The sequence below is a fragment of the Mesorhizobium newzealandense genome, from assembly GCF_042682145.1.
GTDB classification, from domain to species: domain Bacteria; phylum Pseudomonadota; class Alphaproteobacteria; order Rhizobiales; family Rhizobiaceae; genus Mesorhizobium; species Mesorhizobium newzealandense.
Map to the genome: position 1 here is coordinate 1 of NZ_JBHUGZ010000009.1, position 18733 is coordinate 18733.

Annotated in this window: 10 protein-coding genes and 8 pseudogenes; 9 read left to right on the forward strand and 9 right to left on the reverse strand. The window is 63.5% G+C overall.

What is annotated here, in order from left to right:
• The 6 pseudogenes from uraD to ACFSOZ_RS14155 form a co-directional block, all read left to right on the forward strand.
• Positions 1-1005: pseudogene (uraD, locus tag ACFSOZ_RS14130) on the forward strand (2-oxo-4-hydroxy-4-carboxy-5-ureidoimidazoline decarboxylase); the annotation flags it as partial.
• Between the two features lie 27 nt (positions 1006-1032).
• Positions 1033-1897: pseudogene (locus tag ACFSOZ_RS14135) on the forward strand (bifunctional allantoicase/(S)-ureidoglycine aminohydrolase).
• Positions 1894-2397: pseudogene (locus ACFSOZ_RS14140) on the forward strand (ureidoglycolate lyase). Before ACFSOZ_RS14135 ends, ACFSOZ_RS14140 begins: the two co-directional pseudogenes overlap by 4 nt.
• Positions 2375-2988 (forward strand): annotated as a pseudogene (locus ACFSOZ_RS14145) (nucleoside deaminase). The pseudogenes ACFSOZ_RS14140 and ACFSOZ_RS14145 overlap by 23 nt, the downstream one beginning before the upstream one ends.
• Before the next feature lie 82 nt (positions 2989-3070).
• Positions 3071-4102 (forward strand): annotated as a pseudogene (locus tag ACFSOZ_RS14150) (CocE/NonD family hydrolase); the annotation flags it as partial.
• Positions 4103-4133: 31 nt separating this feature from the next.
• A pseudogene (locus ACFSOZ_RS14155) lies at positions 4134-4560 on the forward strand (helix-turn-helix domain-containing protein); the annotation flags it as partial.
• A 42-nt stretch (positions 4561-4602) separates the two neighbouring features.
• Here ACFSOZ_RS14155 and ACFSOZ_RS14160 read toward each other — a convergent pair.
• The 7 genes and pseudogenes from ACFSOZ_RS14160 to ACFSOZ_RS14190 form a co-directional block, all read right to left on the reverse strand.
• Positions 4603-6013 (reverse strand): annotated as a pseudogene (locus ACFSOZ_RS14160) (RtcB family protein).
• Positions 6014-6504: 491 nt separating this feature from the next.
• The gene (locus tag ACFSOZ_RS14165; protein ID WP_379098837.1) at positions 6505-7113 is read right to left on the reverse strand and encodes a hypothetical protein; all 609 of its coding nucleotides are present in this window, start codon (positions 7111-7113) and stop codon (positions 6505-6507) included.
• Between the two features lie 4 nt (positions 7114-7117).
• Positions 7118-7597 carry a DUF3828 domain-containing protein gene (locus tag ACFSOZ_RS14170; protein ID WP_379098840.1) on the reverse strand — a complete coding sequence of 160 codons (480 nt, stop codon included), beginning with the start codon at positions 7595-7597 and terminating at the stop codon, positions 7118-7120.
• Positions 7598-7794: 197 nt separating this feature from the next.
• The gene (locus ACFSOZ_RS14175; RefSeq protein WP_379098843.1) at positions 7795-8904 is read right to left on the reverse strand and encodes a mandelate racemase/muconate lactonizing enzyme family protein; all 1110 of its coding nucleotides are present in this window, start codon (positions 8902-8904) and stop codon (positions 7795-7797) included.
• Between the two features lie 99 nt (positions 8905-9003).
• Positions 9004-9696: a corrinoid protein gene (locus ACFSOZ_RS14180; protein WP_379098846.1), complete on the reverse strand. Its 693-nt coding sequence runs from the start codon at positions 9694-9696 to the stop codon at positions 9004-9006.
• 93 nt (positions 9697-9789) lie between these two features.
• The gene (locus tag ACFSOZ_RS14185; protein ID WP_379098849.1) at positions 9790-11439 is read right to left on the reverse strand and encodes an ABC transporter substrate-binding protein; all 1650 of its coding nucleotides are present in this window, start codon (positions 11437-11439) and stop codon (positions 9790-9792) included.
• 43 nt (positions 11440-11482) lie between these two features.
• Positions 11483-13034: pseudogene (locus ACFSOZ_RS14190) on the reverse strand (trimethylamine methyltransferase family protein).
• A 92-nt stretch (positions 13035-13126) separates the two neighbouring features.
• Between ACFSOZ_RS14190 and ACFSOZ_RS14195 the strand changes: the two are divergent.
• Both ACFSOZ_RS14195 and mutL read left to right on the forward strand, forming a co-directional pair.
• On the forward strand, positions 13127-14029 hold the full coding sequence (locus ACFSOZ_RS14195) for a LysR substrate-binding domain-containing protein (RefSeq protein ID WP_379098852.1): 903 nt from the start codon (positions 13127-13129) through the stop codon (positions 14027-14029).
• Positions 14030-14140: 111 nt separating this feature from the next.
• On the forward strand, positions 14141-16012 hold the full coding sequence (gene mutL, locus ACFSOZ_RS14200; RefSeq protein WP_379098911.1) for a DNA mismatch repair endonuclease MutL: 1872 nt from the start codon (positions 14141-14143) through the stop codon (positions 16010-16012).
• Between the two features lie 100 nt (positions 16013-16112).
• Here mutL and ACFSOZ_RS14205 read toward each other — a convergent pair whose 3' ends face one another.
• Positions 16113-17006 carry a DMT family transporter gene (locus ACFSOZ_RS14205; RefSeq protein ID WP_379098855.1) on the reverse strand — a complete coding sequence of 298 codons (894 nt, stop codon included), beginning with the start codon at positions 17004-17006 and terminating at the stop codon, positions 16113-16115.
• Positions 17007-17097: 91 nt separating this feature from the next.
• On the opposite strand from ACFSOZ_RS14205, the gene ACFSOZ_RS14210 reads away from it, so the two are divergent.
• Entirely contained in the window at positions 17098-18024 is a 927-nt protein-coding gene (locus ACFSOZ_RS14210) for a LysR substrate-binding domain-containing protein (protein WP_379098858.1), read from the forward strand.
• On the opposite strand, the gene ACFSOZ_RS14215 is transcribed toward ACFSOZ_RS14210, so the two are convergent.
• Positions 18021-18620: a hypothetical protein gene (locus ACFSOZ_RS14215; protein WP_379098860.1), complete on the reverse strand. Its 600-nt coding sequence runs from the start codon at positions 18618-18620 to the stop codon at positions 18021-18023. The two genes, ACFSOZ_RS14210 and ACFSOZ_RS14215, sit on opposite strands and share 4 nt — an antisense overlap.
• Positions 18621-18733 lie beyond the last annotated feature (113 nt).

Genomic DNA, 18733 nt, shown 5'->3' on the forward strand with positions numbered 1-18733 from the left:
CCACAGCGCCGAGGACGAGCGCCGTGATCTCGAAGCGGCGATCCGCCTGCACTACGAGGTGACCGGCCAGCGCCCGACCGGCTGGTACACGGGCCGCACATCGGTCAACACGGTGCGGCTCGTGGGCCGAAGAAGGTGGCTTCGACTATGTGTCGGATACCTATGACGACGAACTGCCCTACTGGTTCGAGCATGCGGGTGGGGCGCAGCTCATCATCCCCTACACGCTCGACGCCAACGACATGCGTTTCGCCACGCCGCAAGGGTTTAACTCGGGCGACCAGTTCTTCGCCTATCTGAAGGACAGTTTCGACACGCTCTATGCCGAGGGCAAGGCTGGCCAGCCGCGGATGATGAATATCGGCCTGCACTGCCGCCTCGTCGGGCGACCGGGCCGGGTGGCGGCGTTTGAAGCGCTTCGTCGACTATGTCAAATCGCACGACAAGGTCTGGCTGGCGCGGCGCATCGATATCGCCCGCCACTGGCAAGAGAACCATCCCTATCAGCCGGCGGCACTGCGCCCGTCGAAAATGGAATTCGAGACGTTCGTCCACACCTTCGGCGGCGTCTTCGAACATTCGCCATGGATCGCCGAACGTGCGTACGAGCTGGAACTGGGTGCGGCACACGACACGTCAGGCGGCCTGCACAACGCGCTCTGCCGCATCTTTCGTTCCGGCAGCGAGACCGAGCGGCTTTCGGTGCTCAATGCCCATCCCGATCTTGCCGGCAAACTGGCCAAGGCCAGGCGGCTGACGGCCGAATCGACCAGGGAACAGGCCTCGGCCGGTCTCGACGCGCTGACCGACAAGGAACGCGAACTGTTTTCCAAACTCAACGCCGCCTACGTCACCACCTTCGGCTTTCCTTTCATCATAGCGGTGAAGGGCAAGACCAAGGAGGCGATCCTGGCGGAATTCGAGGCGCGCATCGGCAACGGCCGCGGCGTTGAATTTGAGACCGCCTGCAAACAGGTCGAGCGCATTGCGCTGCTCCGCCTCAGGACATGCTTCCGCAATAGGCTTGAACCCATGGATACGATCAGGATGCCCGACCGAACATACTACGCGCCGCATGGCGGCCATCCCGGCCAGAGCGAACTTCTGACCGGCCGCGCCGTCTTCACCGAGGCCTATGCCGTCATCCCCAGGGGGGTGATGCAGGACATCGTCACCAGTGCCCTGCCGTTCTGGGACAAGACCCGCGTCTGGATATTGTCGCGGCCGCTGTCCGGTTTTTGCCGAGACGTTCTCGCAATACATTGTCGAGGTTGCGCCCGGTGGCTCCAGCGAGCGGCCGGAACCCGACGCCGGCGCCGAGGGCGCCCTTTTCGTGGTCGAGGGCGAATTGACGGTTCTGCTCGCCGGCAGGAAGCATGTGTTGCGGCCGGGGCGGCTTCGCCTTCCTGCCGCCGGCCAGCGGCTGGACAGTTCGCAACGAAAGCAAGGCCGCTGTCCGCTTCCACTGGATTCGCAAGGCTTACGAGGCGGTCGACGGTCTCGACGTGCCGGAAGCCTTCTTCACCAATGAACAGGAAATCGCGCCGACGCCGATGCCCGGCACCGAGGGCCGCTGGGCGACGACGCGTTTCGTCGATCCGGCCGATTTGCGCCACGACATGCACATGACCATCGTGACGCTGGAACCCGGCGCGGTCATTCCCTTCGCCGAGACCCATGTCATGGAGCATGGGCTCTATGTGCTGGAAGGCAAGGCGGTCTACCGCCTCAACCAGGACTGGGTCGAGGTCGAGGCCGCGACTATATGTGGCTGCGCGCCTTCTGCCCGCAGGCCTGCTATGCCGGCGGCCCGGGCAAATTCCGCTATTTGCTCTACAAGGACGTCAACCGCCACGCCAAGCTCGGCGGCGCCGGCATTGCAAGGCGGGCGCCGTGACCCGCATCATCGCGCGGCCGCTGACCCGCGAGGGCTTTGCCGCCTTCGGCGATGTCATCGACATGGGCGGCGACAACCACTACCCGATCAATGGCGGCAGGGCCGAGCGCTACCACGATCTCACCACGGCGCAAGCGACTGGGCCGAACGCCCGCGTGGTGATCTCGATGGTGCGCGGCACGCCCTACGAATTGCCGCTGAACCTGACCATGGTAGAGCGCCACCCCTTCGGCAGCCAGGCCTTCATTCCGCTGTCGCCACGGCCATTCCTGGTCGTCGTCTGCCATGATGGCGACGAGGGTCCAGGCGAGCCGCACGCTTCATCACCGCGCCCGGACAAGGCATCAACTATTCCCGCAATCTGTGGCACGGCGTGCTGACCGCCGCTCGGCGAGGCTCAGGATTTCCTGATCGTCGACCGTGATGGCGACGGCTCCAACCTCGAAGAGTTCCATTTCTCGCACGCCTACGAGATCCATCTCCCCGACGAGAGCCTGTAATGACCGACATTCCCTGATCGACCGGCTGCTCGATGTGATCGAGCAGGACATCGTGCCGAGACGGCAGAAGGCGTTGCTCACGGCAACAAGCTGTTCGGCGCAGCGATCCTGCGCAAGGACGACCGTTCGCTGGTGCTGGCCGAGACCAACAACGAGATGGAAAACCCGCTCTGGCATGGCGAGGTGCACTGCCTGAAGCGCTTCTACGAAATGCCCAAGGCAGAACGCGTCGATACGAAAGACGCCATCTTCATCGCCACGCACGAACCCTGCTCGCTCTGCCTGTCGGCGATCACCTGGACCGGCTTCGACAATTTCTACTATCTGTTCAGCCATGAGGATTCGCGCGACAGCTTCGCCATCCCGCATGACCTGAAGATCCTGAAGGAGGTCTTCACCCTCGATCCCGGCGGCTACAATGCCGAGAACGCCTACTGGAAGAGCTTTTCGATCCGCAGGCTGGTGCGGTCGCTGCCCGAGGCCGAGCGCCAGCGCCTGGAAATGCGGATCGGCAAGATCTCGACACGCTATGACGACCTGTCCGAGGCCTACCAGGCAAGCAAGGCCGAAAACGACATTCCGTTGAATTGACGCGGATTGACCAGCCGAATTCGTTGGCTGGCCCACGACGCGATGCCACCGGCTCCATCATCTGGCGATCCTGGAGTCCCGCATGAAAACCGTCACCGAATTTCCCGCAAGGTCATCGAATTTCCGGACATGGGGATCGTCATGCCCGACGGCTGCCGGCTGTCGGCGCGGGCGTGGATGCCGGAAGATGCCGGCGACGACCCGGTGCCGGCGATCCTCGAGCACCTGCCCTATCGCAAGCGCGACGGCACCATCTTTCGCGATCAGCTGACGCATCCCTATTTCGCCGGCCACGGCTATGCGTCGATCCGCGTCGACATGCGCGCAATGGCGATTCCGAAGGGCTGATGGACGACGAATATTCCGAACAGGAATTGCAGGATGCCTGCGACGTCATCGCCTGGGCGGCATCGCAGCCCTGGTGCAACGGCAATGTCGGCATGATGGGCATTTCCTGGGGCGGCTTCAACTGCCTGCAGGTGGCGGCCAAGCAGCCGCCTGCGCTGAAGGCTGTGATCAGCCTGTGTTCGACCGTCGACCGCTATGCCGACGACATCCACTACAAGGGCGGCTGCCTGCTGATCGAGAATTTCGGCTGGGCCTCGACCATGCTGTCCTATTCGTCGCGGCCACCGGACCCGCTGCTGGCCGGCGACAACCGGTGGCGCGATCTGTGGCTGACGCGGCTGGAAAACCAGCCCTTCCTAGCGCCGCTGTGGTTGAAGCACCAGCACCGCGACGCCTATTGGAAACGCGGCTCGATCTGCGAGGATTTTTCGGCCATCCATGCGGCGGTGCTGTCGATCGGCGGCTGGCATGACGGTTATCGCAACACCGTCTCGCATCTGGCCCACCAACATCGAAGCCCGGTGAAGGGCATCATCGGACCGTGGATCCACAAATATCCGCACTACGCTGCACCCAAGCCCGCGATCGGCTTCCTGCAGGAGGCCCTGCGCTGGTGGGACCGCTGGCTGAAGGGCATCGATACCGGCGTCGAGACCGACCCGGCCTACCGTGCCTATGTCATGGACAGTGTCCGCCCCGCCCGCTGGCATCCCGAGCGGCCGGCCGCTGGGTAGCGGAGCAGGAATGGCCGTCGTCCACCATCAAGACGCCAATCGATCGAGCTTATCCGAGGCACAGGCGGCAACGACAAGGTCCTGCCGGCGCTGATCGCCGTCGCGCTCTCCCACATTGCCCGCCTCGGTCCCGGCGCGACCGCCTCCGCAATGTCTTCCGAGGCTTCGCTGGCACTAGCCCTGCGTCGGCTCGTCGATGTGCATTTCCGCGACAACTGGCCGGTCGACCGCTATGTCGAGACTCTGGCCACGACACCGCATCTTCTCGACAAGGCCGCCCGCGCGGTGCTGGGCAGCGGCGTCAAGCGGGTCGTCAGCGAGCGGGCGGCTGCTGGAGGCCAAACGGCTGCTGCTTTTCACCGTGCGCACGGTCGAGGACATCGCCTACGAAATCGGCTTCGACGACCCGGCGTACTTCTCAAGAGTTTTTCGCGCGCGGGTCGGCGAGGCCCCGGCAGCCTGGCGCCGGAAGCAGTTGCAAGAGCATTGATGTTTATGGATGCGGGCCACGCGGCCCGCATCCAGTTTCCGGCTAGCGCCCCTGCTGCTGGCGCGCTTCCCGTTTCTTGCGCCACGGCGTGTTGGCCTCCCAATCGCCGGCCATGATGCAGCCCATAGGGCATGACCTCGTCGACGATCTCCGCCAGCCCGAAATGCTCGATCTGGCGGCGCATCGACGCGGCGTTCTTTGTAGGCGCTCGGCAGCTCCGAAATATCCGTCACGCCGGAGAAGAAGCGGGCATCGATGCCCTTCGTCTCTTCCTCGAAGATATCCGCGTCGGTGCGCCCGGCCTGCATGCGCCGGTGCTGGGTGCGCGAAAAGTTGCGCCCGGCGCCGTGCGGCGAGAAGCCAAGTCCGTGCGCCGCATTCCTGCCGCGCACGATCAGCACCGGTTTCCGCCATGTTGAGCGGGATCAGCGTCAGATCGGTCGCGTCGTCGGCCCAGTTATCGAAGGCCGGCGTGGCGCCCTTGCCGTGGTAGAACAACCCGTCCGAACGGCGGAAGACGAAGTTGTGCTCGTTCCAGAAACCGGTCCGACACCTTCGCCGATAGACGCTCGGCCGTCAGGTCATGGATAAGCATGTGATTGCCCTTGGTCCATTCGCGGATCGTCTGCAGGGCGGCCCAATACTCATCACCTTCCCGCGTATCGGCGGGAATCCAGGCATTCTGCGGCAAGGTTTCCGGCGACAGCGTCTTGCGAACGCCCTCGGCGATCTTCATCCCCTTGTTGTACAGCCGCGCACCCGGCGAACGTGAGCCGTGGTGGGTGACCAGCGCCGTCTCGCCGCTCGACTTCAGCGTGCCGACATAGGCGAAATGGTTGCCGTCGCCCTGCGTGCCGAAATGCTCGATCGCAGCACTGGTCATGTCGCGCAGCAAAGAGTTGGTCTCGAAGCGCTCGAAGACCTCCTTGGCCGGCCGGATCTGCTGGCCGCGTGGGCGTCCGCCCGGCCCGAAAATGGGTGACCGCGTGGACGGCATCGAGCAGCGTGGCCGGCGCCACACCCGGAAACACCGAGATCGCCATCGAGCAGCAGATGTCGGCCGAATGCATGCCGGGGTGGATGCCTTCCGACACCGCAACGCCGCCAACCGGAATGGTGCCCGACGGACCGGCCGGGCAGGCATCCGGCATGATGGCGCCGGCGCGGATCACCGGCGTGCGCATCAGCTCGGCCATGCTGGCGCATGACCGCTTCGACATTGGCGGCCTCGTCAGGCGTTTCCGCCTCGATGTGTCAGATGCAGCGGCATGGATCGAGCCGCATGCAGCGGCAGCGCAGGCGGCGGCGCGAAAGCGCGCGCGGCCTCCAGCGCGTCGCCCTGCGATCCGCCGCTCTCCAGCACCGCGTTGGCAGCGGCGAGCGCCTTGCCGAACCACTTGCCCTGCGGCATTCCGGCGTCGATCAAATCCTGTCCACTCAAAATCTCGGTCATGGCTTTCACTTTCAGTACAACTGATTTGGCAGCATTGCGTATTGCGGACGGACGACAAGGGAATGCGAGACATTTTTCCGCCACTTCGCGAAGATGCGAAGGAGGGACACGAACCCCCACGCCTTTCGGCACCCGCTTGCCTGTTTGGCGCAATTCCGGACGGAAAACCGTTTCACACGTTTCCTGGAATTGCTCGGCAGCGGGCTGCGTCTACCTGTAGTCTCGCAGGCATTCGTCCTTTCATTCGGTCTGGCGACAAGGATCGGCAAGACAATGACTGAGCTACTTCCGTCCCTGTGGGATGGAAGGGATGATTTGAACACCCGACCTTCCGCAACCTTCGCCGCGGACGCTCTAATCCTGCCTGCATTCGCCATTCTTTTTCCTTCTCCAGGCGGGCGACAAGTCGATGCGAGAAACCGATCGATCAATGACCGACGGTGGATTCGAACCACCAGATCCCAATGTATTCCCGCAGGCATTCGCTCTCTTCAATTGGCTGGCGACAAGAGGTGGTCGCCCGTCACCGACAGCAGGTCCGATATCTTCCAGTCGCCGTCGACCTTCTTGAACTTCCATTCCAGCCGGTGCGGATTGCCGGCGACGACGAAAGCGACAATGACCTTGGCCTGGTCGCCATTGATCGCTTCAAGCGTCTTCAGGCTCTTGTCGATCTCGGCCTTGTCATAGTCCGCATTGTCGAGCGCCATGTTGGGATCGAGGCATTCGCCCTGCCCCGACTTGCGTAGCGCGTCGCTCTTGTCGAGCACGGTTTTCGCCGGATCGATGAAATGGCTGCGCTGCGCAGGATCGATCTCCAGCCCTACCTGATCGTAAAACGGCCTGACAACCGCTGTCGGCGAACCCGGCTGGATCGGCGCGGCGGGCGCGGCTTCGGATGGCGACCATCCGACTGGCGGCGTTGCCGGTTCCACGGCACCGCCGGGCGCATTTGCGGGCGGCGCCCCGTTGTCGCCCGGGGCGGTGTCGGCCGGCGCGTTCGCCGGCGGCGCACCGAACAGTCCTTGCGCGGCAGCGGCGTTCAAACCCGCCGCCAGCAGGCACACAGTCGCCAGTGCCAGGAACGGGCGACGGGCCATCGCTTCACTCCGGCGTCTGGCCGCCCATACATTCCAGCGCACTGAGCTTCCAGTCGCTGGTCTTGGAGGCGATGTCCGAAATCTTCCATTTGCCGTCGACCTTCTTGAGCGACCAGACCATTTCACGTTTGGAATCATCGCCTTCCGAAAAGAGGCTGAAGGACGCGGTAACCTCGGCATTGTCGCCATCCACCTTCTCAGCCAGTTTCAGCGTTTTCGAGACAGTCTTCTGATCGAAGTCCTGTGCGTCCAGGCCGGGGTCGAAATCGATGCAGGCGACCTCGTCCGGGTTCTTTTTCTTTGCTTGGTCGTTCAGGTCGAACAGTTTCGTCACCGGCTCTGTGAACCGATCCCGGTATTGTTCGTCGGCCTCGAACTTGACCGCCGGAACATAGAAGAACTTCACCGCGTTGGACGCCGGCCCGGCGAAGGCGGCCGCAGGCAAGGCTATCGAAAGGGCGGCAACGAGCACTGTCAGTCTCATGCAGAATCTCCGGCTTTTGATGGCTTGAGCCTATCAATACCACGCATCCTGCATATCGGCTTTTTTGCGGCTCATGAAGTCCTGCGGCGCCAGCCCCAGGCGCCCCGCCAGACTTTCTGGAGGTTCGCAAAAGCACTTCCGCGGCCAACTGCCGACGATACTGGCCAGATACAATCGCCGCGAACATCACAGGATCCTCAGCCTCCGAAAGTCGCGACAGGCGGTTTGAGCCAGGAGCGCTCAGGCTTGACACCGAGCCCTGGCATCTGCGGGACGCGTATATGCCCGTTTTCGATGACGACGGGGTTTACCGGATCGGTATGCCCTTCGATGTATTCCTGCGCGATCCAGGCGCCCTCAAAACGGCTCGGCTCGACGGTAGCGGCGAGGTGCACGCATGCCGCGGCGATGACGTCCCCACCCCAGGCATCGTCGCAGCTGTGCGGAAGCGATCGTATCGCACACAGGTCGCGGACCGTGACCATCTTGGTGAGGCCGCCAAGGCGGGTGACCTTCAGTCCGAATCCGTCCGCGATACCTGAAGAAACTGCCCGCAGGACGGCATTCAAATCGTCGGTATTCTCATCGAGGTAGACCGGATGGGTTACGCGTCCCTTGAGACTCGCGACTTCCTCCATGGTGTTGCAGGGCTGTTCGAACACGAACGGGATTGCCTGGCAAAGCCGATCGATGTGCAGCGCCGCCGCGGCGGTGAGGCCACGATTGGCGTCGACGGCTATCCGGGCCTTGAAGCCAACCGCTTCCCATACCTTGTGCACGGTGGCGACGTCTTGCTCGAGATCTCGTCCGCCTATCTTGATCTGAAGTCGTGGGTATCCGGCCTTGACCTTGTCGAGGGCAATACGCGCCGTCTCGTCCGGTGCACCGACAATAGTCGAGTAGTAAGACGGCACACGATCGGTGAGCGCCCCGCCCAGAAGTGTTGAAACCGGAACGCCCAGCCGCAGGCCGGCGAGGTCGAGGAGCGCTATGTCCAAGGCCGCCTTGGCATAGTTGTGACCGTTCAACCGCTCGTCCATTCTTTTCGCGAGGCGGCGCATGGACGCAGTGTCCTCACCAACGAGTCCAGGCGCCATTTCGGCAATTGCTGCTCTCGCACCCAGAGCATGTTGGGGCTGATAAACAGGGCCGACCGGGCACGTCTCACCCCAGCCTGACAGTCCGTCCTCGGTGGTCACTTCAACGAGTGTGCTATCCAGATTCTGCACGGTATCGCTAGCCATCCGGTAGGCGCCGCCTTTGACAGGCAGAAGGACCTGATAGACTTTGATCGATTCGATGCGCATACGGACCTCAGCCCCCTTCGAGCCAAGCGATTCTGGCCATCTTGCCATCCGGGTGCATGACGGCGCTCTCGGTCACAAACATGGATCGAACTGCTGTGCTCAAGTCCGCACGTTGTGCTTGCGCTTCATGTAGTCCTTGGCGGTTTCGACCGCCACCGCCGCGTCGCGGCAGTACGCATCGGCGCCGACGGCCTTGCCGAATTCCTCGTTCAGCGGTGCACCGCCAACCAGCACGACATAGTCGTCGCGGATGCCCTTTTCCTTCATCGTGTCGATGACGACCTTCATATAGGGCATGGTCGTGGTCAGCAGCGCCGACATGCCGATGATGTCGGGCTGGTGCTGTTCGATGGCATCGAGATATTTTTCGACCGCATTGTTGATGCCGAGGTCGATGACGTCGAAGCCCGCACCCTCCATCATCATGCCGACGAGGTTCTTGCCGATGTCGTGGATGTCGCCCTTGACGGTGCCGATGACCATCTTGCCCTGCTTCGGCGCGCCGGTGGCGGCAAGCAACGGGCGCAGGATGAACATGCCGGCCTTCATCGCATTGGCCGACAGCAGCACTTCGGGAACGAACAGGATGCCGTCGCGAAAATCTTCGCCGACGATGCGCATGCCTTCGACCAGAGCTTCCGTCAGCACCTTGTAGGGCACCCAGCCGCGCTCGAGCAGGATGTTGGTGCCTTCCTCGATCTCTTCCTTCAGCCCGTCATAGAGATCGTCGTGCATCTGCTGCACCAACTCGTCGTCGGAAAGTTCGGAAAGAATGATCTCGTCGTCGGACATTTTGCCTGCGCCAATTGCTTGTCATTTACGGGCCGCCGGCACCTTTTGTCATAGGGTGCCGGCGGAATTTGCTTGCAAGTCTCGGGAGTTAAATCAGGCGTCCAGCCAAACGTTCTGGAAGTCCATTTCGTAGGTCTGGTGCATTCCGTAGTTCTTTACCTTCTTGCTCATGTGGCAGTAGAGCTTCTGCCAGAACGGCTGGATGATGACGCCGGAATCCTGCAGGATCTGCTCGACGTCCTTCATCACCTCCTTGCGCTTGGCGGGATCGGCCAGCGAAAGCGCCTGCTTCAGCTTGGCGTCGAAATCCGGGTTGGCATAGGCCGTTTCGTTCCAGGCCTCGCCCGAGCGATAGCCGAGCGCCAGCACCTGGACGCCGAGCGGGCGCATGTACCAGATCGTCATCGAGTATGGATACTTCGTCCAGTCGTTCCAGAAGGTCGAGCCCGGCAGCACCGTACGCTTCACCTTGATGCCGGCATCGCGCAACTGGCCGGCGATCGCATCGCCGGTGTTCTTCTGCCATTCGTCCTCGACGGTGATCAGCTCGTGCTCGAAGTCGGCCTGCCCGGCATCCGCCATCAGCTTCTTGGCGGCGGCGGCATCGCGTGTCTTCTTGGGCAGCGGATAGTATTCGGGATGGATCGGGGCGACGTGGTGGTTCTCGCCTACCGTGCCGAGCCCGGCGTAGCCGAGCTGCATGACGGCATTGTTGTCGACGGCCATCTGCAGCGCATTGCGCACCCGCTGGTCGTCATAGGGCTTGTGGGTGATGTTGGTGCGGGCAACGAGCGTGGTCGCCGTCGCGACCTCCGATTTCGCCAGATCCATCTTGTCGAGGGCGTCGATGAAGTCGGCCGGCGTTTCGAAATCGAGGTCGATCTCGCCGGATTCGAAGGCATTCAGCGTGGCGTTGAAGTCGGTGCCGTAGTCGATGAACTCGACACCGTCGAGCGGCGTTTCGCCACCCCACCACTTGCCGTTCTCGCGACGCTTGACGACCGCCTTCGTACCCACCGCATAGGACACCAACTCGAAAGATCCGGTACCGATTGGCTTCTTGATCGGGTCGGCACCATCCTTGTCGAAGTCGCGATGAACGACCAGCGCCGGATAGTCGGTGAAGCCCGGAATGATCGCGATGTCGGGTTCGGCCAGCTTCAGCTTGACCGTGAGGTCATCGACCTTGGTGATAGCGCCATCCTTGGCCTTGCCGGTCTTTGGGTCGATCAGCGCGCCGACACGTGCCGCCATGGAATTGCCGGATGCACCCTTCTCGCACCAGCGGTTCAGATTGGAGACCACGTCATCGGCGTTGAAGGCATCGCCATTGTTCCAGGTGACGCCTTTGCGCAGATGCAGAGTGTATTCGGTGGCGTCGTCATTGACGTCCCAGCTTTCGAGCAGGACCGGCTCGAAAGTGAACTGATGCGTGTAGCGGACGAGCGGCTCCAGCCAGCAACGGGTGACGTTTGCCATCTCGGTCCAGTCATAGGTGCGCGGATCCTTCTGCGCCTTGACCGACATCGCGACACGCAGCGTTCCGCCCTTTTTCGGTTCGTCGGCCAAGGCCTTTGTCGGCGCGGCAAGGCCGATCATGCTGTAGGCGAAAGCCGTCGATGCGCCGAAGGCGCTGGCCAGGGCCAGGAATTCGCGCCGGTTCATGCGGCCTGCACGCGTCTCTTTCGCCATTGTCTCGATAGCGCCCGGCACGCGGTCGCCATTGCTTCTGAAGAGCGTCATGTTTTCCTCCCTTGGTTGTTCCGTCAGGTCTTCGCCTGTCACATCAACTAACGCTGTCCGGCAGTTTTTCCTCACGCCGCGCGATCAAATCTTTGAGCCCCTCGGCGATGCCCTCGTCGAGCTTCGGCTCCTCATAGTCGGCCAGCATGTTGCGCGCCTTCTCGCGGCCGCGCGTGTCGTGGTCCTTCGCGCCTTCGGCCTTCCACTGTTCGTACGAATTGAAGTCCATGATGGTGGGCATGAAGAAAGCGGACTCGAAATGTTCGAGCGTGTGCTGGGTGCCGAGGAAATGGCCCTGCGGCCCCACCTCGCGGATCGCCGCCATCGCTTCCTTGAAATCGTCGAACGGAAGGCCGCCTGCATATTTGTACCAGCCGACAAGCTGCTCGCAGTCGGTGGCGAATTTCGAATAGCCGCAGGTGAGCCCCGCCTCCAGCCATCCGGCCGAGTGCCAGATGTAGTTGGCGCCGGCGAGGATGGCGGCGTGCATCAGCATGTTCGCCTCGTAGCCGGCCTGGGCGTCATTGAGCTTCGAGCCGACATGAAAGCCGGACGTGCGCCAAGGCAGCCGGTATTTCCGCGCCAGCGCGCCCATCAGGTACATCATCTGGGCGGCCTCCGGCGTGCCCCCCCATCGGCGCCCCGGTCTTCATGTCGACCGTCACCATGAACTGGCCGTAGATCTGCGGCGACCCCGGACGTAGGAGCTGCGTGAAGGCGACGCCAGCGAGTGCTTCCGCATTGACCTGCGCCACCGCGCCGACGGCGGAGGCCGAGGTTGAGGCGCCGCACAGCGCGAAGGGCGCCAGGATCAACGGCTGGTTGTTGCGCGCATAGACCTTCATGGCGTCCAGCATGGTGGCGTCCCACACCAGCGGCGAGTTGCAATTGGTGATCGACACCAGTACCGGGTTGTCGCGGACGAACTCTTCGCCGAACACGATGCCGGCCATCGCCATCGTGTCTTCGGCGCGTTCCTTCGAGGTGACGATGCCCATGAACGGCTTGTCGGAGTGCTTCAGCGCCGAATGGATGATGTGGAGGTGACGCTTGGGCACGGCAATTTCCATCGGCTCGCAGATGACCGAGCTCGACGAGTGCAGCGCCGGCGCCATGTAGGCGAGCTTGTGGAAATTGTTGAGGTCGGCGAGCGAGCCGTAGCGCCTGTTGTTGTCGAGGTCGCGCACATAGGGCGCGCCATACATCGGCACGAAGATGGAATTCTTGCCGCCGACGCGGACGGTACGCTCGGGGTTGCGGGCGTTGAGGGTGAATTCCGGCGGGACCTTCGAAACCAACTCCATCAAGAGCGCACGGTCGATGCGGACGCGCGTCTCGGATACATCGGCTCCGGCGGCCTTCCACAGGGCGATCGCCTCATCGTCGCGGAATTCGCAGCCGACCTCTTCGAGGATCAAGAGCGATTCCTGGTGGATCAACTCGACCGCCTCGTCAGGGACCATCTGATAGGCGGGGATCTGGCGCACCAGCGTAGGAAACGAGGCTATGGGGGCGCCACGTATCGCCTTGCGTCCCAGGCGACCGCCGCTTCTGCGGTTGGCGTGTTCGGTCACTGCAACGGCCGGTTCATTCATGGCAACTCATCCCTCCAACAGCCCGTCAACTTAGCGAGACGGAATATAGCTGTGACGCTGGAAAATCCTGATCTCTTGTATAAACTCTCCTTATGCGAAGCCTGCGCCACCTCTTGCCCTCGGCCGGCAGCTTGATCGTCTTCGAGGCCGCCGGGCGGCTGTCGAGCTTCACCGCCGCCGGGCGCGAGCTCGGCATGACGCAGGCGGCCGTATCCTACGCCGTGCGCGGTCTGGAGGAACAGCTCGGCGCCAAGCTCTTCCAGCGCCGCCACCGCCAGGTTCTCCTGACGGAGGCCGGCGAGCGCTTCCACGCCGACGTTTCGCTCGGCCTGTCGCATATCCGCAAGTCGGCGGAGGATCTGCGCCTGCAGGCGACCGGCGGCCATGTGACGCTGGCCGCCTCGACCGCCTTTGGCTCGTTCTGGATGATGCCGCGCCTACAGCAATTCCGCGACGAACTGCCGGGCGTCGACTTGCGCATCCAGACCGCCGACCGTGACCTCGACATCATCGCCGAGGGCATCCCGCTCGGCGTGCGCGGCGGCGTGCCGCGCGACTGGCCGGACTATCATTCGCTGTCGCTTGCAGACGAGGAGATCTTCCCGGTCGCGGGCCCCAGCTACCTAGCGAAGTTTGGGCTGCCAGAGACTGTCGCCGAACTTGCCATGCATCGGCTCATCCATCTCGAGGAGCCCTACCGCGAGGCCCCGAACTGGGACGAATGGTTCGCGGCAGCCGGAACCAGCCTCCGTAATGCCGAGCGCGGGTTGCGCATCAATGATTATGCGTTGGTGATTCAGGCGGTCATGGAGGGACAAGGCATCTCGCTCGGCTGGCGGCATCTCGTCGAGCGCCTCGTGGCATCAGGCCTGGTGGTGCCGGTGACGGATCATGTGCTGAGGACCGGCATCGGATTCTACGTCATCTGGCCAAAGAACCGCGAGCTCAGCGACAATGCGCGCAAGGTAAGGGATTGGCTGGTGGCGCAGGCGTGAGAGGGGCTGAATCTTGCAAGGCCAATGAAGACCGCCGCGATCCTTCCCCCTCTCTGTCCTGCCGGCATCGAAAGCTTCCGCATCGGTTCCGAATCCGCCTATAATGTCTGCATGCCCATTCGCCAGCTTTCCGAAACGATGATCAACCAGATCGCCGCCGGCGAAGTCATCGAGCGTCCGGCAAGCGTGGTCAAGGAACTGGTCGAGAATGCGCTCGACGCCGGTGCTGGCAGGGTAGAGATCGTCACCGCCGGCGGCGGGCTGAATCTGATCCGCGTCACCGACGACGGCTCCGGCATCCCCGAACCGGAGCTGGCGCTGGCGATCGCGCGTCACTGCACCTCCAAGCTCACCGAGGACATTCACGACATCCGTTCGCTCGGTTTCCGCGGCGAGGCGCTGCCGTCGATCGGCTCGGTTTCGCGGCTGTCGATCCGTTCGCGCACGGCTTTGGGCGACAGTGCCGCCGAAATCGGCATTGAGGGCGGCCGCGTTTCGGCAGTCAAGCCGGCGGCAGCCAATCGCGGCACCACAGTGGAGGTCCGCGACCTGTTCTTCGCCACGCCGGCAAGGCTGAAATTTATGAAGGGCGAGCGCGCCGAAAGCTCTGCCACCAGCGATATGGTCAAGCGCATCGCCATCGCCTTCCCTGCCGTGCGTTTCACGCTGGTAGGCTCGGATCGTTCGACGCTGGAACTGCCGGCGACGGACGACAGCTCGGAAGGCAGCCTGCGCCGCGTCGCCCAGGTGATGGGCGCCGACTTTCCGGACAATTCCATTGCCATCGACGCCGAGCGCGAGGGTGTCCGCCTTACCGGTCATGTGTCGATCCCGTCCTTCACCCGCGCCAACGCGCTGCAGCAATATGCCTATGTCAATGGCCGGCCGGTGCGCGACAAGCTGGTCGCCGGCGCCATTCGCGGCGCCTTCGCCGACGTCTTGCCGCGCGACCGCCATGCGGTGACTGTGCTGTTCCTGACGCTCGATCCGGCGATTGTCGACGTCAACGTTCACCCGGCCAAGGCCGATGTCCGCTTCCGCGATCCAGGACTGGTACGCGGGCTGATCGTCGGCGCTGTCCGGCAAGCCCTTGCCGATTCCGGCATCCGCGCCGCCACCACGGGGGCAGCCGGCATGGTGGCGGCGTTCCGGCCGGGCGCCGCATCCTACGGCCACGGCGGGCCTGCCAACGGCCACCGCAGCTACGAGGCATCATACCATGCGTCCGGCCCCGGCTTTGACCCGGCGCGCTCGCCGCAGCGACCGCTCGACATGGGTTTCGAGGACGGCGGCTTCGATCAGCGCGGTTTGCGTGAAAACGAGCAGGCAGCGTTCGACGCCGGTCCGCTTGCCAGCGCCGATGCGCGCGCCGGGCAGAGCGAAGCTGCCGAGACGCTGCTTGGCGCGGTGCTGGGAGCTGCGCGCGCGCAGGTGCATGAGAACTACATCGTCGCGCAAACCAGGGATTCACTTGTCATCGTCGACCAGCATGCGGCGCATGAGCGGCTGGTCTATGAGGCGCTGAAGAACGCGCTGCATTCGCGGCCGGTGCCCTCGCAGATGCTGCTTTTGCCTGAAATCATCGATCTGCCGGAAGAGGATGCCGAACGACTGGCGATGCATTCCGAGACGCTGGCCCGCTTCGGCCTCGGCATCGAGCGTTTCGGCCCGGGTGCGGTCGCGGTGCGCGAAACGCCCTCGATGCTGGGCGAGACCAATGTCGGGCAATTGGTGCGCGACCTCGCCGACGAGATCGCCGACAACGACACGGTCGAGACGCTCAAAGGACGGCTGGACAAGATCGCGGCAACCATGGCCTGCCATGGCTCGGTGCGCTCCGGCCGGCTGCTCAAGGCCGAGGAGATGAACGCGCTGCTGCGCCAGATGGAGGCGACGCCGGGCTCCGGCACCTGCAACCATGGGCGGCCGACTTACATCGAGCTGAAGCTCGCCGACATCGAGAGGCTGTTCGGGCGGCGGTGAAGGGCGCGGCGCCAGATCCCGCTCCGTTGCTTCGCAGTACGAAAAAGGGCCGCATTTCAGCGACCCTTTTTGATTCAGTAAATCCTTATAAGCCTCTGATTCACCTCTTCAAATTGACCACGATCACACCGCCGAGCGCCAGTGCGCCGCCAAGCATTCCGAGCAGCGTCGGCACTTCGCCCAACCAGAAGAAGCCGATCAGGGCGCACATGGGCGAAACCAGATAGAGGAAGTTCGAGGCGCGTGCGGCCGGCAGGCGAGACAGGGCGGTCGCCCAGGCGGCATAAGCGATCAGGCTGGGCACGATGCCGAGAAAGATCACGGCGCCAAGGCCGGCGGTGTTGGCAACCGCTGCCTGCGCAAAGCCACTCGGCAGGAACGGCGACAGGCAGAGCGCGCCAAGTATCATGTTCGAAGCCGAAATGGTCAGCGGGTGATGGCGGGCGAAGAGCGGCTTCTGGACGATGGTGTTGACGGCCGAGCATAGCGCCGAACCCAGCACCAGCAGCGCGCCTGCGTTAAAATGCAGGCCATTCCCATCGCCCACGGCGATGATGCCGATGCCGGCGAAGGAAATGGCGGTGCCAGCCCAGGCCCACTTCGAGAAGCGTTCGCCGAGCAGCGCCAACGCCATGATGGCGGTGAAGATCGGGCTGACATTGATGATGAAGCCGGCAGCGCCGGCCGAGACGGTCAGCTCGCCGAAATTGAGCATCGCCGTGTACAGCGCCACGAAAATGGCGCCGCCAAAGACCAGGCGCCACAATTCGTCGAGCCTGGGCAGCGCCGGACGCTTGACAGCGAGGAAGATCGCCGCCGGCACCGCGGCGATGGCAAAGCGCAACGCACCGAGTTCCAGCGGCCCGAAGGCCGCAAGGCCGGCGCGGATGGCCGGAAAGGCAGAGGCCCAGCCAACCACCGTCAGCGCCACCGCGATGGCTGCCGTGGTGTCCATCCGTTGTGTCGGATTCAACGTGCTGGTCATTGCGCTCATCTCACTGTCCTCGTGTTCTCGTGCCCTGAAATGCAGAAAACGCCTTTTCTGACCAGTTGACAAACGACCAAATCGAGGATCATCTGTGACTATGGATCACAGCTCAGACACAATGGTGCCGCTCGAAACGCTGCGCGCCTTCGACGCGGCGGCGCGGACGGGCAGCTTTTCGGCGGCGGCCGAAAAGCTCAACATCACCCATGGCGCCGTCAGTCGGCAGATCGCCAAGCTCGAAGACTGGCTGGGCTTGAAGGTTTTCGATCGCGGCGCGCGCGGTGTCTCGCTGACGATCGAAGGCAACCGCCTGCACCTGCGAACGGCGGAAGCTTTCGCGCTGATTTCGACCCATTCCGACCGCTGGGTCGAGCCGCGCGGCACCGCCGTGGTCCGGCTGACCTCGATCCCCTCGGTCAGCGGGCTGTGGCTGATGCCGCGTATGGCGGCGCTGGAGAACAATCCCTCCAAGCTGCGCATCGTGCTCGACGTCGATATCCGCCAGGCCGACCTTGCCGATGAAGGCATCGACCTGTCGATCCGCTGCGGCCGCGGTGGCATTCCGGGCCGCGTCTCGGTGCAGCTTTTCGAGGAACATGTCTTCCCCGTCGCGTCGCCCGAGCTTGCCCGCGAGATTGGCCGCGGCGACCCTGCCCGGCTGCTCAAATTTCCGCTGATCAACGATTCCGACGCTTCGGCCTGGCGCGCCTGGTTTGCCGCGCAAGGCATGGATTACCGCCCACGCCCGCAGGATCGCCGCTTCGAAGACTACAATCTGGTGCTCGACGCCGCCGCCTATGGGCTCGGCATCGCGCTGGCGCGCCCACCGCTGACCGGGCATCAATTGAAGTCGGGCCGCATCACCGCCGTCGACGAGCGCACCGCGCTCAACCCAGTGTCCTACTGGCTCGACCGGCCGACGGGGCGGCCGCGTACCGCCGCGGCAGAACTGGCGCGCCGGATCGCGGTGCAGGCAGGGCTTGGCATGGAAAAGATGGAAGCCTTTATCGAGGCTGACGGCTAGCGCAGCACCAACAGAACGAACCCGACCACCGCCGCGGCCAACAGTCCGGCCGCCAGTGACATCACACCGACGCTCACCTGCCTGTGTTCGAGCCGCGCCGAATCGCCCTGCCGGGAGCCGGCCTGCCTTGACGCAGTAGCCACACTGGCGATGGAAGCGCGGCGCGGCGGTGAAACCACGGGGGAGAGAAGCGGCAGCCACGGCAAGGTTGCCGGCCTTGCGGCGGCCCCCTCATCGATCCTTGCCAGAGGCAGCGCCAAGCCACGTTGCGCAGTGTCGCCGTCCGATGGCCTCCTGGCTGCAGTGGCCACCGATGCGGCATCGCCGGCTGTTTCGCTGTGCGGTTCCGCGAGCGCCAGATAGGCCTGTATCATTTGGGCCGAGGCCGTCTGCTGCGCTCTTGCGGCCGTTGCCGGCAACAGCATCGGCAAAGTCGGTGTCGCCACGGGTCGCACAAGCGAGCCGGACGGCGCCGGCGGCGCCACGATAGCCTTCAGCAGCGTCGTTTTGACCGGATCGGCCTTGGCCGACGGCACGGCCTGCGGCGTCATCGCCTCCTTGAGCAAGGCAGCAAGACGGGCGGAAGAAATGTCCATTGTGCCCTATCAACAGCGCTTTTCCGCCTGACAATAGGGGATCAGCATTGTCTCAGGCTTGTCACACGCTTGACCTTGCCGCCAATTTATGGCGATGAAATCCCCATGAACCT